Below are 12,407 nucleotides of genomic sequence, written 5' to 3' on the forward strand. Positions count from 1 at the left end.
CCGAGTGGCCCTGCCACGCAACCTTACTTCAGAGCCTTCAGGCCTTCCTTGTAGGCGGCGACCCCGTCGGCATTTGCGCGCGTCAAGGGAAGGACGGGAACATTGACCTTGGTCTCGAACGTCTTGCCTTCGAGCAGTTTCTGCGCTGCCTCGATCGCCTGCTTGCCGACCTCTAGAGGCTGCTGCGCCGTCGTTGCCTGGAGCACGTTGTCCTTGTCGAGAAGCATGTTGGCGAGCTGCTCGGAACCATCGGTGCCGAAAACGAACACTTTGCCCTCAAGCCCGGCCTTCTTCACCGCCTGGACCGCGCCGATCGTGCCGCCTTCGTTGGCGGCATAGATCACCTTGATATCCGGGTTGGCGGTCAGCATGTCGCTGGCAACGGCCAGCGCCTTCTCGGCCAGCCAGGCATCCTGTTGCGCGACGATCTCGACCTGGGAGGACACCACGTGAAGGAAGCCGTCGACGCGAGCGTTCGACTGCTCAGGCAACAGCGCCTTGAAAGCGAGTGTCCCGATCTTGACCTTCTCGCCATTCCCGAGGGTTTTCAGAAACGGAGCAGCCGCCTCGCCTGTGCCGATGCCGATATCGCGGTCTGAACTGGTCACCGTCGCCTGGGCAACGTCACCATTGGCAGACGTGCCGTAGGTGACCACGGTGATGCCGGCATCGCGTGCCTTCTTGAGCGCGGGAACCGAAGCGTCGGCCGACAGCGGCGCGACCACGATCGAGTTGACGCCGCGGGCGATATAGGTGTCGATCAGCTGCGCTTCCTTTTCGAGCTTGCTGTCGCTGTTTCCGGCGAGCAGTTCGTCGCCGGCGGCTTCCGCCGCCTTCTCCATCCCGATCTGGATGCCGCGGAAGTACTGGTCCTGCTGGAAGACGATGCCGGCGATGGCCTTGCCGTCGGCAAGAACCGCGCTCGGCGCGAAGCTGACACTTACCAGAAGTGTTGCGAGCGTCAGGACGTGGCGTTTTGTTTTGATCATACTGGGTCTCCTCCCCTAGGCCCTTGATCGTGTTGCCGGCCCCGCGGGCAAAGGGGCCGGTTCTGACTGAATGCGGAAGACGATGCCGCCGCAGCCTCAAGTCTTGGTCGCGGCGGACTGTCCACTGGTCGCGCGCCGACGAATTTGAGGCCGAATTCGAGATGGCGGCTCATGAGATAGGCATAGGCAATTCGGTCGCGCGCCCTCAGCGCGCCGATGATTTCGGCATGGGCCTCGTAGGTCGCCGACTGGACCGGCCGCTCCGCCTTGCCGAGGCGCATGACTTCCTCGATGACGGTGCGCATCATCCGGTAGGCAGCAAGGGTCGTCCTGTTGCCTGAGAGTTCGACGATAGCCTCGTGGAATTCGTAATCGTAGCGGGCCGCCTCCTCGACGCTCTCAGCCGTCCGGATGCGAGCATTGGCCGCCTCCAGCCTGTCGAGGTCGGCTTCGCTTGCATGAAGAATGATGTGGTCGCCGACGCCGGTCTCGATGATGCGGCGGAAACCCTGCAGATCGCGGAAGGAATCGGGCGATATGCCGTTGTGAAAGGCAAAAAGCCGGCGGATCGCCTCGCCATGACCTCCGCTGATGACGGCACCGACCTTCGGCCGCGTCTCGACCAGACCATAGGCTCGCAGGACCTGAAGCGCCTCGCGAACCGTATTCCGTCCGGCCTGAAACTGCTCACCAAGATCGCGCTCGGTCGGCAGCGCATCGCCAATCCCGAGGCCGCGTTCGGCGATCAGATCCCTGATCTGCTCGACGAGCCTATCGACCGCAGACGTCTTGCCGACCTCAGCTGCCTCGACACCTGTCGATTGCGCCGGTTTTGCCGAATTGTGCGCCACGTTCTCCTCCTGTGTGCGGTTCTATTTGTTGGTCCAGATTGAGTAACAAGTCAAGAGCCGCATCGGAATTTTTGCCGCCTTGCCGGAAAAACAACAATGTAAGCGTATTTTCGCTTGAATTTGCGCCCACACCGATCCTTAATGCGTTATCTGGTCCAACAATAGAGATCATCCCGAGATCGCAGGAGTTTAAGAGATGAGGCCGATGGAAGAGTGCTTTCGCTGGTATGGCCCGGATGACCCGGTGCCGCTCAGCCACATCCGGCAGGCAGGGGCGACGGGCATCGTCTCAGCGCTTCATGACGTCTATGACGGCTCGCCCTGGTCCGACGATCAGATCCTGAAGCACAAGGCGTTGATCGAGGCGGCAGGCCTGCGCTGGAGCGTGGTCGAGAGCATTCCGGTGCACAATTCGATCAAGCTGGCATCGTCAGACAGCGCACGCTACATCGGCTGGTACAAGGACACGATGCGCGCGCTGGCGCGCTGCGGCATTGGCACGGTCTGCTACAATTTCATGCCGGTGGTCGACTGGACCCGCACCGAACTCATGCATCCGCTGCCGACCGGCGGATATGCGCTGCGCTTCGATGCTATCGATTTCGCCGCCTACGATCTCTTTGTGCTGAAACGGCCACGTGTCGAGCAGAGCTATTCGCCCGCCCAGATCGAAACGGCGGAGGCGCGGTTTACCGCGATGGATCCTGCAAAGATCGGCCGTATCGAACGGAATCTAATTGCCGGCCTGCCGGCATCGGAGCGTAAGTTTGATCGCGCCGGCTTTCTTGGAGCGCTCGCGGAGTACGATGGCATGAGCGCCGAGGGCCTGCATAAAAACCTCGCACGCTTCCTGCGCGAGATCGTGCCGGTCGCCGAGGAGGTCGGGGTGAAGCTCTGCATTCATCCTGATGATCCGGCCTTCCCGCTCTACGGCTTGCCGCGGATCGTATCCACTGCGGATGACGCGCGCCGCATCCTGGCAGCCGCCGACAGTCCCGCCAATGGCCTGACCTTCTGCACCGGATCCTACGGCACCCGCGCCGAAAACGACCTGCCGGCCATGGTGCGTGAGTTCGGCTCCCGCATCCATTTCGCCCATCTGCGCAACGTTCAGCGCGAAGCTGACGGGTCGTTTCATGAAGCCGACCATCTTGGTGGCTCGAGCGATATTCCGGCCGTCATTCTCGCCCTTCTCGAGGAGCAAGAGCGCCGGCGTACCGAGGGGCGCGACGATTGGCAGATCCCCGTTCGTCCAGACCATGGGCATCTGCTTGCCGACGACATCGGCAAGGAACGGATCAATCCCGGCTACTCGCTCATCGGCCGACTGAAGGGGCTCGCCGAGATCCGCGGCGTGATGCACGGCATTTCAGCGGTCGAGGCCGCACGGAACAAACAGGTGACACGATGAAGACTTTTGAAGACGATTCCGACTTGTTCGCGGCGATGCGAAGCCGGCTCTTCACCGCCGTTGTCGGCGATATTCTTGATACGATGGGGCTGCAGCATCAGTTCCTGCCGCCGAAGATCCGGGCCCTGCGCGACGACATGGTGACAGTCGGCCGTGCCATGCCGGTGCTTGAGGCGGATTTCTTTGCGACCGCGGGAGCCGGCGGCCACGCCGAGATCAGCTCCAAGCCCTTCGGCCTGATGTTCCATGCGCTCGACAGCCTGAAACCCAACGAAATCTACGTATGTTCAGGCGCCTCGCCGCGCTACGCTGTCTGGGGCGAGTTGATGTCGACACGCGCGATTCAGCTGAAAGCCGCAGGTGCGATCTGCGACGGATACTGCCGAGACAGCAGCGGCATCCTCGCCCTCGATTTCCCGACCTTCTGCTACGGATCCTATGCTCAGGATCAGGGACCGCGCGGCAAGGTCGTCGACTATGCGGTTCCGATCGAGATCGGCGGCATCCGCATTCAGCCCGGCGACATGCTGTTCGGCGACCGCGACGGCGTTCTGGTCATTCCGCGCGAGGCGGAACGGGAAGCGATCGCGCTGGCGTTCGAAAAGGCAGAAACTGAAAACAAGGTTCGCCTTGCCATCGAGGCCGGCATGTCCACGGTCGAGGCATTCGAACGCTTCGGCGTCATGTAGCCGCTCAGTGGCGGGACGGCGTCGTCATCGTCCTTACGAGCGGTAAATCTATGGCACGAACGCGTCCATCTCTCTGCGAGGTGACGCCCGTTGGGTTGGGCGCGCCGTGGATTACGGCGCGGCTGGATGTCGGTTGCAAACACCCATTCCCGGAGGCCGGAGGTCACACCGAAATTGCCCTCCGGCGTCACGTGGTGGTGCAGCGCATGGCGTCGCTTGAGCGTGAAAAACAGCGATCCTTGGCGTCCCGGTCGATAATGCACGAGATGATGAACCGTGGCATAGCAGAGATAATCGAACAGGAAGCCCGCGCTGAGGCTGTATGCAAATGCGGAGCCGCCGATCCACCACAACGGAGACATCAACAGAAGGAAATATGCGGGCACGCTGACAAATGTCGCCGACATCATCACCACCGGCGCACGAGCGGCATGTCGAACGCGCCGAAGGGTGGGGCACGGCCGGCAATGGTTTCACGCTTTCTTAACCACGAATTGTGAAAATGCGGCCCATCCGGTGGGCATGATGCCGACCGTTCGTTTGGGGTAATGAGTGCATGCGTAAGCCGCAAGATCAGGCGCTGTCCTCCGGCGCCACCAAACCGGAGTCCGGCTACTTCGTCTCCCGCCGCGCCGTGCTTTCGGGCCTCGGTGTCCTGACACTGCTTGGCGCCTCCGGCTGCTCGCAGACGCTCGAATTCCCGGAGCTGGGATCAATCGAGCCGTCGGGTGGCATGCCGTCTGGGGGCGTTGACCGCATGCCGACCGGTTCGATCCCACCGCTCAGCGTCGACAGCAACATCACCGATAACGGCACGATGTATGCCTCGCTGATCGACAATGGCCTCGTGATCCCGGCAGTTCCATTCCAGAAGATCAGGCCGGAATTCCGCCGTCAGATCGTTATCGATCCGACCGGCGAGGCGCCGGGCACGATTGTGGTGCGGCTCAACGAGCGGCATCTCTATTGGGTGCAGGAAGGCGGCGAAGCGATCCGTTACGGCGTCGGCATCGGCAAGGCCGGCTTCGAATGGAGCGGCCGCGCCGAGATCCAGTACACCAAGGAATGGCCGACCTGGACTCCGCCCAAAGAGATGATCGCGCGCAAGCCGGAGCTGGTGAAATGGACGGGCGGTCAGCCGGGTGGCCTCGACAACCCGCTCGGCGCCCGCGCACACTATATCTACAAGGACGGCCACGACACTGGCTATCGCGTGCACGGCTCACCCGAATGGTGGACCATCGGCACTCAGGCATCTTCCGGTTGCGTGCGCATGATCAACCAGGACGTCATCGACCTCTACAACCGGGTCAAGGCGTCGCCGACCAAAGTCCCGATTGTGGTGGCGTGAAAGGCGCTTCGCGCCGAGTGAGTAGGGAATCGAGAAGAGCCACGACGGTCCCTACCAAAAAAATCAGTCGTTCAATCCTGCCGCACCCGTCTGCCCTTCATCGGCCGGCTGATCGCAGACAACGAGGTTTTCGGGACCTCGCCCTCACTTTCCCGCTCGCGAAGCGGTCGCGACAAGGCTGATAAAATCTACAGGCGCGAAGGCGGATAGATATCCAGCATCTTCGACGATGACGCACCATTATCTTCAGCCTGTCGGCACCGACTTTGCATTTTCGGATCTGTGCACTGACAGCGACAGCAAGATGATTGCTCCAAGCACGATCGCGGCACCGAGCGCCCCGACCGACGACAACCGCTCCCCGAGAAACATCGCCGCGCCAATCGCTCCGAACACGCTCTCTGCGCTGACGATCACGGCGGCATGGCTGGCCGAGGTAAACCGTTGGGCGATCGTCTGGATGCCGAAGGCGGCCGCGGTCGAGAAGATGCCTAGCACCGCGAGTTCCGGGGCCGCATCACTGATGGCTGCCATCGATAGATTGCCGTGAAGGGCGCCAAACGGCAGGGCGATAACGGCTGCGCCGAGGAATTGAGCGGCGGCAGCAGTAACCGGAGCGCCGTGGGTCCGCATATGGCGGCCGAGCTCGACCATCCAAAGCGCGTAGCATGCGGCCGAAAGTATCGCTGCGAGATCGCCCTGGCTGAAGCTGGCGGTCATTCCGCCGGACAGAAGCAGCACTCCGACCAATGTTACGCACGCCGCAAGTCCGACGGTCGCGGTCGGTCGCTCGCCGATCAGGAACCACGCCGCAAGCGGGGTCATCACCGTTGCCGTGCTCACCAGGAAACTCGCATTGGTGACCGAAGTGCCGAGATAGGAGACTTGCTGGATGGCAATGGAAATTGAAAACAGCGCGCTCACCTTGATGAGACTCATCCTGTAGCCCGGTTCGAGCTTCCTCCCCCGGTCGAGCATCATCAGCGGCGCGGCCAAGAGTCCTGCGATCAGGCAACGCACGCCTACGGCGCTGAGCGGATCGAGATGATCCAGCACGGTCTTCTGCGCGACGTTGCCGAACCCCCAGAAGGCGGCGGCAAGCAGCAGCAGACAGTTGGCATGTGTCTTCGACATGGGCCGTCACGCTCCATCTCGGCGGTTGCCGGAGGACGATGCCAGCGCGCTCCCGGCTCGCACCTCCTGGAGGAGCAGCAGCAGGGCTGCCTTGGCCCATAGCAGATAGCAGACAAGCAATGTCAGCGGCGCAGCGACGAGCACCCAGGAGGCCCCCGACCATGCCTGCTGCAGGGCGATGCCGCTTCCGACCGCGGCCGATACCAACGCCGGCAGGCGGCTGGCCAGAACGGCACTGCGGAACGGATTGAGCCAGTTGGCTGGCCAGCCGGGTAACGGCCTGCCGTCCTCGAAGGCGCTGCCGAACTTGCCGAGCGCGTGCAGCAAGCCCGAGGTCGCCGCAAGCACGGGTTCGCCGAACAGGAACAGGGCGATGCCGAGTCCGATCGCCCCGATCCCCGACAGCATGTCGCCAAGGCGGTTTAGGGACGCGTCGGGGGGCGGCTTCCTAGCCCAGGCGCGGCAGTAGATCTCGCCGCTCCAGAAGAAGACCAGCGTGGCCATGGTGAGCGACAGGGCGGCGATGCTGCCGACGAAATAATCGAGGAGCGCGGCGTGGCCACTCAGGGCGGAACTCGGCGGCACGGCGACGATCTGGATCGTGACGCCCGTCACCAGCCCGAGCCCATTGCCGAGATTGTAATATCCTCCGGGACCTACCAAGCGTGAACCGATTGCCGCGGCGAACCGCGACAGGCCTGAGGTGTCGCCCGGCTCTCCGCCGGCATCGGGAAAATCATGGATGCTCATTGATAAACGAACCCCGCAATCAGGCAGTGCACGCCCACTTGCCGCCGCCTTTTTGGGGTCCCGGCAATGTCGCGCAGAAAGACCGTGCTGGATCAATCTCGATCCGCTCGGTGCCGAAAAACAGACAAGTTGGCCTGCGGCTAACCGCCGGCCTGCTTGTTCAACTGGTCGCAATATGGGCGGGCGCCGACCGGGACGATCTCATAACCGGCTTCGATCAACTGGAGGCTCATCTCCTCGAAGTGCCGCTTTGAGCCGCTGACGATCGATTCAGGCGTGTAGTTCCGGCCGTTGCGGGCAGCATTGGCCAGGATGTTGGCATACACATGCATGCTGGCGATTTTCACGTTTGATTCCAGCAACTGTCGGCACCCGCTTGCGAACGAAGGCGACGGTGGGGCGGAAAAACCCAAGACCGTGCACGCCAGCACTATGGATACAGAACGCATGAAACACCTCGGCTGATTGCGTGTTTCCATTGGGGAAGCTTGCACCGTGTGAGCCTGCGGCGGCATCGGGCAGATGCGGTATTCGGCCTGGTGCATTTGTAGTATTCTTCCGCTACGGAGGGGGAGCCGTTCCAAGGACGGGGGGCCACTATGGTGCTCGACGCTTCGAAAGCTCACACACTTGATGCCTTGTCGGGTCGCGAGCGCGCGGTCGCGAAAAAATTCGCGTCCGGCATGACTTACCGCGAAATCGGCAAGGCGCTTTTCATTGCCCCGGCCACTGTTCGCACCCACCTTGCGGCCATCTACGAAAAGCTCGGAGTGCGTAACAAGATCGGGCTCGCGGCACACTTTGCCGATTCCGGCGCGCCGCCGAAGGCACTTCCACCTTTGTCCGACGCCTCGCCGGTGCTCGCAATATTCCCGATCGAATGCCTGAATTCCGAAGAGCGCTGGCGCCGCCTGGCCGACGGCCTGTCGTCGGACATCACCGTCCACCTGGCGCATTATGCGGGTTTGCCCGTCATCGCGTTCCACACCATGAAATCGCTGGGCAGCAAGCCCGCCGACTTTGCGGCGGACGGCAAGGCGCTAGGCGTCACCTATATCGTGTCGGGCCGGTTGCACGCCTACGACCGGAGGGTTCGCTTGACGATCGAGCTTGCCGACGCACGCAACTGCGTCAGCCTGTGGAGCGAGCGTTACGACCGCCCGGTCGAGGATTTTTTCGCGCTCCAGGACAGCCTGACCGAAAGCATTACCAACGTGCTGATCGGCAGTCACGGAACGCTGGCCACGGTCGGCCGCAATGCGGTTCGCCGCAAGCCGCCTGCCAGCTTGAGGGCCTATGACTGCTATCTGCTTGCCGTCGAACAGCACACCACGTTCAGCCGTGCCGGAAATGCGGAGGCGATCCGCCTGTTCTTACGCGCGCTGGAACTCGATCCTACCTTCGCCAACGCCTGGGCTGAGCTCGCCTATGCCTATTCGATCGAGGCCTGCAACGGCTTCGGCGACGATGTGTCAACATCGATCGAGAACTGGCGGACGGCGGTCGAAAACGCGCTGCGGCTCGACCCGACGGACAGCTGCGCCTACGCTTGCCTTGTCAATCTCCGGGCATGCCTCGGCGACCTCGAGGGGGCGGAACACGCGCATCGGCGCGCTTTCGAATATGGCTTCAACCATGCCGGCATACTGCCGCTGCTGGCCGGAAGCAGGGCTCTTGTCGTCGGCGATCCGTCCGAGGCGATCCCGCTCATCGAGCGTGCGATGCGCCTCAATCCACTGGCCCCGCCCTGGTATTTCGGCATGCAGGGCCGCGTCCTGTTCGCCGCCGGCAGGCATTCGGAGGCACTTGCGGCGCTCCACAGAAGCGTCCCGGAGTCTCCGGACGTGCTGATGTTCCTGGCGCTTGCGCATGCGGCCGTGGGCGGGATCGGCGAGGCGGCCAGGACCGCAGTCCGCTTGAAAGCTGAATTTCCGGAGTTTTCGGTCGAACGCTTCATCTCGGCCTATCCCGTGACAAACCCCGATGCGCTCTCTGCCATCCGCCATGCCGCCGATGTGGCGAAGCTCGGCTGAGGTTCGCCCGATTCCGAAAACTCGAGGCGATGTCGCTGACCTCGCGATCCATGTTCTCTGCCGCGACGCTTAAGAGTCACGGCATGGATCCCACGGTCTCCGCTTTTTCGCTCCTGCTCCGCCCGCGAATTCAACGAAGCAACCGTAATGATCTCTTCGCAATATCTTCACAATGAGTGATTGAGAGCACTTATACTCGCCCGCGTGTTCCGATCGAATACATTATGCACTTCGGTTAGGTTGTCCAACCGCTGCTTGTTACCGTGTGAGGCTCGAGCGCAACGTGCGAAACAACCGCGAGCATGCTGACGTCGATCTGCGTGCGCATGCGCGCATCCATGCGTCCGGCGGAAAGCACAACCTAGGACTTAAGTCCAGTCCGTGCAGACAAAGGTCTTAGTTGCATTGCCGAATCTGCATGGTCCTGCCATTGCTGGTTGAGCGCCAATCGCACCATTGGCGCTAGTGATCCCAGAGCGGCGCCCCAGCCCCAAGCAAAGCAGCGCTCTGGGATCACCTTGCCCGAGGCACCCATGGCGATCGCTCATACCCTAACGAGAGAGTGCTACCTCCTTGATTGCCTGGAAAAAGATTGCAACAGATATCAAGATCGCTAGGGCTATCTGTAGCAGGAATATTGCAATGACGATGGTTGCAATATTCCGGGAAACTGTTTTCGCGATTTTCATCATCGTTTTAGCGCGATCCAAGGGCGACCCCTCCTCCACCTATTTAGCGTTGTGAGGTGAAGTGTGTACCCCTACGCTGAAGTGAGATCATTTCTTGTCTTCTTCTTGGCGATCGGTGACAGAACCAATCTGAGTGTTCGTAGAAAACGAGCCGCTTTTCTGCATTTGATTGTTATGGCCCGGATCGTTGTTTCTGGAGAGACGACGCGCGATTGCCGTTAGGATAGCAGCAACAACGACAGCGCCTGCACCACTGAAAATCCATTCTTTATTCTCCGCTACGTATTGCATGCCCCCTCCACCAATTGACTTCCAAAAAAGTAAGTTCTGGTGGCAACCCTTGCAAAGTCAACGCCGAAGTTGTCCCCATAGAAGCGGAGTTGAGAGGCCTTGAATGACCAAATCCTTGAAAGTGAGTATCGGCCCAATCCCGGCGCGCGAGATCGATGTATCCAAAGCCAAAGTGATCAATGCGCTTCTTACTCGACCGATCGCAAACGAAGCTGGCGATCCAATTCGACCGTTTGCAGTCGGGCTCTGGAATGACATCAGACCGATGTTGAAGCCCGAACACAGCGTGACGACGCTGCGCCGAGCGACAGGGACTCATCTGCGCACGAGCATAAGAAACAGAAGCCGCTTCGGATGCCCCAGCTCTCCCAGTCGAACGCACGTTTTTCACTCTCACTCATGACCGCCCCTAAGCAGGGTACATTCTATTTGCGAAACCCAGCCCAAACTGAATCTATTAAATTAGAGATCAGGGTTAGTTTCAGCGTAAATGCGTCTCTGGCATAAGAATCTCCGCCGCGCATGAAAAATACTTCGTAAATTTTTCCAACAATATACAAGAAAGCCAACCACATTACTATAATTCTGCTGTATTGACCAACGCATAGCGCAGCCACAATTCCTACCAATATTATACGATATAGCAATATGTGGGAGCGAATTAGATCCAGCATTTCTGTTCCGTTGCAAATTAAGGTAGGTCTTTCTGTCGCTTTTGATATTACGATTAGCGGAAAAGTTGCAATGGAATAAAAAACCGACACTGCGTGATTGGACTAATTAAAAGTCAGTTCTTTACGAGACAAATATCCACTCCTAAAAGTATTACTTAATGAGCCCCACCGTGCTCTATGCCGAAGCGTTGCTTAGAGCGCGGCAGACACGGCCCTCCATGCCGATGTCATTGAAGCCGCTGCGCGCATCGACGGATGGCTCCGATGTGATGCTCCATCAGGGCGCAGGCTCTTGCCCGATCGCTGTCGGCGAGAGCGGCGATCAGTTCCCGGGGGCTCGTCAGGTGCGCCGCAACGTTTCACGACCGTCTTCTCGGCGGTCCGAAATCTCTTCGTTCGGCCAAAACACTCGGCCATCGCCATCCAGCTGCATCGCCTCAGAGCATTCGCGATGTTTGACGCGCAAAACGAGAACAATGCACCTTTGGAGGCGTATTGTAGTTTACGGATTTTGGGCCGTTTGGACCGTGGTCGAACTCGGCCCGACAAAGCACACATGCCCACCTCCAGACTTTCTGGCGTGCCCAGATGACGGCAACGTGCCGACCACCGGCCGGAATGACCAACTTGCCATCAAAAGCATCTGGTAGCGGGAATTAGTATTCAACTGTGGATCGCTGGCATCAGGCGCAACCACGGGTTTTTCGCTAGCCAAGGAGAAACTCCAGCAGCGCAGCGTTAAACGCCTGCGAGGCCTCGACATTAACGATATGGCGGCCATGCAAGGACAATTGCCGGCCCTGTTGCACAGTGGCAGATATATGTGCCAGGTCGGATGGCGGGCATACCGGGTCCTCGTCGCCGGAGATGACAAGCAGAGGATTGGCGATGTGCTGGATTTCTTCCCGGAGATCGGCGCCGGCAAGGGCTGCGCAGCACCCGGCGTAGCCGTCGACCGATGTCGCTGCGAAGTTCTCGAGCACAACGCGGACGGTGCCGGGTTCGCAGGCCGTGAAGGCCGGGGTAAACCACCGCTCGGCCGTAGCGACGGAGAGAGGTTCTAGTCCGTTCGCCCGCACATCATCCATTCGTGTGGCCCAGCCTTCGGCGGTACCGATTTTGGCCGCTGTGGCGCAGAGGATGATCTTGCCAAGGCGCTGGCCGGCGTTGATGGCCAGCCACTGCCCAGTCAGGCCGCCAATAGACAGTCCGCAGAAATGCGCCCGCTCGATCTCCAGCGCATCGAGCAAAGCGATCACGTCCCTACCGAGATCGGCCAGTGAGTAGGGTGGCGGCGGGGCCGAAGATTGGCCGTGACCGCGGCGATCATACCTCAGAATACGAAAGTGCCGTGACAGCACGGCCACCTGCGCATCCCACATGTGAAGATCGGTTCCGAGCGAGTTGCAGAATACGAGCCAAGGCGAAACCGGGTCGTTCGCGTCAATACGGTAGTGGAGGCGATGGTCGGGAAGTTCGAGGTAGGGCATGCATTCAATCGTCCGCTTTGGCGAGACCGCGCGCATCGCGGCTCTCGGATTGGCC

General features: G+C 60.5%; 11 protein-coding genes. 4 read left to right on the forward strand and 7 right to left on the reverse strand.

The genetic code is table 11. From position 1 onward, the window contains the following. Nucleotides 1–23: 23 nt before the first annotated feature. A complete protein-coding gene (locus BKP54_RS22375; protein WP_025429553.1) occupies nt 24–989 on the reverse strand; it encodes a substrate-binding domain-containing protein in 966 nt (321 codons plus the stop codon). Beyond that, the gene (locus BKP54_RS22380; RefSeq protein WP_084814981.1) at nt 986–1,840 is read right to left on the reverse strand and encodes a FadR/GntR family transcriptional regulator; all 855 of its coding nucleotides are present in this window, start codon (nt 1,838–1,840) and stop codon (nt 986–988) included. The genes BKP54_RS22375 and BKP54_RS22380 overlap by 4 nt, the downstream gene beginning before the upstream one ends. Before the next feature lie 205 nt (nt 1,841–2,045). Between BKP54_RS22380 and uxuA the strand changes: the two genes are divergently transcribed. From uxuA to BKP54_RS22400, 3 genes are all read left to right on the forward strand, one after another. Beyond that, nucleotides 2,046–3,251, forward strand: coding sequence for a mannonate dehydratase (uxuA, locus tag BKP54_RS22385; RefSeq protein WP_084814982.1), 1,206 nt, complete (start codon nt 2,046–2,048; stop codon nt 3,249–3,251). Continuing rightward, on the forward strand, nt 3,248–3,940 hold the full coding sequence (locus tag BKP54_RS22390; protein WP_084814983.1) for an RraA family protein: 693 nt from the start codon (nt 3,248–3,250) through the stop codon (nt 3,938–3,940). Before uxuA ends, BKP54_RS22390 begins: the two co-directional genes overlap by 4 nt. Nucleotides 3,941–4,496: 556 nt before the next feature. Further along, nucleotides 4,497–5,291 carry a L,D-transpeptidase gene (locus tag BKP54_RS22400; RefSeq protein WP_084814985.1) on the forward strand — a complete coding sequence of 265 codons (795 nt, stop codon included), beginning with the start codon at nt 4,497–4,499 and terminating at the stop codon, nt 5,289–5,291. A gap of 246 nt (nt 5,292–5,537) precedes the next feature. Here the strand turns inward: BKP54_RS22400 and BKP54_RS22405 are convergent, their stop codons facing one another. From BKP54_RS22405 to BKP54_RS35310, 3 genes are all read right to left on the reverse strand, one after another. Next, nucleotides 5,538–6,425: a DMT family transporter gene (locus BKP54_RS22405; protein ID WP_084814986.1), complete on the reverse strand. Its 888-nt coding sequence runs from the start codon at nt 6,423–6,425 to the stop codon at nt 5,538–5,540. 6 nt (nt 6,426–6,431) lie between these two features. Continuing rightward, nucleotides 6,432–7,175, reverse strand: a complete 744-nt coding sequence (locus tag BKP54_RS22410; RefSeq protein ID WP_198956863.1) for a hypothetical protein — start codon at nt 7,173–7,175, stop codon at nt 6,432–6,434. Between the two features lie 140 nt (nt 7,176–7,315). After that, nucleotides 7,316–7,720, reverse strand: coding sequence for a hypothetical protein (locus tag BKP54_RS35310; RefSeq protein WP_128090477.1), 405 nt, complete (start codon nt 7,718–7,720; stop codon nt 7,316–7,318). A 54-nt stretch (nt 7,721–7,774) separates the two neighbouring features. Between BKP54_RS35310 and BKP54_RS22420 the strand changes: the two genes are divergently transcribed. Next, nucleotides 7,775–9,208, forward strand: coding sequence for a LuxR C-terminal-related transcriptional regulator (locus BKP54_RS22420; RefSeq protein ID WP_084814987.1), 1,434 nt, complete (start codon nt 7,775–7,777; stop codon nt 9,206–9,208). A gap of 776 nt (nt 9,209–9,984) precedes the next feature. On the opposite strand, the gene BKP54_RS35315 is transcribed toward BKP54_RS22420, so the two are convergent. Both BKP54_RS35315 and pcaD read right to left on the reverse strand, forming a co-directional pair. Beyond that, nucleotides 9,985–10,188 carry a hypothetical protein gene (locus BKP54_RS35315; protein ID WP_128090478.1) on the reverse strand — a complete coding sequence of 68 codons (204 nt, stop codon included), beginning with the start codon at nt 10,186–10,188 and terminating at the stop codon, nt 9,985–9,987. 1,381 nt (nt 10,189–11,569) lie between these two features. After that, the gene (gene pcaD / locus BKP54_RS22425) at nt 11,570–12,352 is read right to left on the reverse strand and encodes a 3-oxoadipate enol-lactonase (protein ID WP_025429563.1); all 783 of its coding nucleotides are present in this window, start codon (nt 12,350–12,352) and stop codon (nt 11,570–11,572) included. Between the last annotated feature and the right edge of the window lie 55 nt (nt 12,353–12,407).

Origin of the sequence: Ensifer sp. 1H6, assembly GCF_001976035.1 — a bacterium.
Lineage (GTDB): Bacteria > Pseudomonadota > Alphaproteobacteria > Rhizobiales > Rhizobiaceae > Ensifer > Ensifer canadensis.

What these genes read in the sequence shown, in the direction of transcription:
- BKP54_RS22375 (WP_025429553.1), bottom strand. Translation starts at nt 989, where the DNA reads ATGATCAAAACAAAACGCCACGTCCTGACGCTCGCAACACTTCTGGTA.
- uxuA (WP_084814982.1), top strand. Translation starts at nt 2,046, where the DNA reads ATGGAAGAGTGCTTTCGCTGGTATGGCCCGGATGACCCGGTGCCGCTC.
- BKP54_RS22390 (WP_084814983.1), top strand. Translation starts at nt 3,248, where the DNA reads ATGAAGACTTTTGAAGACGATTCCGACTTGTTCGCGGCGATGCGAAGC.
- BKP54_RS22400 (WP_084814985.1), top strand. Translation starts at nt 4,497, where the DNA reads ATGCGTAAGCCGCAAGATCAGGCGCTGTCCTCCGGCGCCACCAAACCG.
- BKP54_RS22405 (WP_084814986.1), bottom strand. Translation starts at nt 6,425, where the DNA reads ATGTCGAAGACACATGCCAACTGTCTGCTGCTGCTTGCCGCCGCCTTC.
- BKP54_RS22410 (WP_198956863.1), bottom strand. Translation starts at nt 7,175, where the DNA reads ATGAGCATCCATGATTTTCCCGATGCCGGCGGAGAGCCGGGCGACACC.
- BKP54_RS35310 (WP_128090477.1), bottom strand. Translation starts at nt 7,720, where the DNA reads ATGCACCAGGCCGAATACCGCATCTGCCCGATGCCGCCGCAGGCTCAC.
- BKP54_RS22420 (WP_084814987.1), top strand. Translation starts at nt 7,775, where the DNA reads ATGGTGCTCGACGCTTCGAAAGCTCACACACTTGATGCCTTGTCGGGT.
- BKP54_RS35315 (WP_128090478.1), bottom strand. Translation starts at nt 10,188, where the DNA reads ATGCAATACGTAGCGGAGAATAAAGAATGGATTTTCAGTGGTGCAGGC.
- pcaD (WP_025429563.1), bottom strand. Translation starts at nt 12,352, where the DNA reads ATGCCCTACCTCGAACTTCCCGACCATCGCCTCCACTACCGTATTGAC.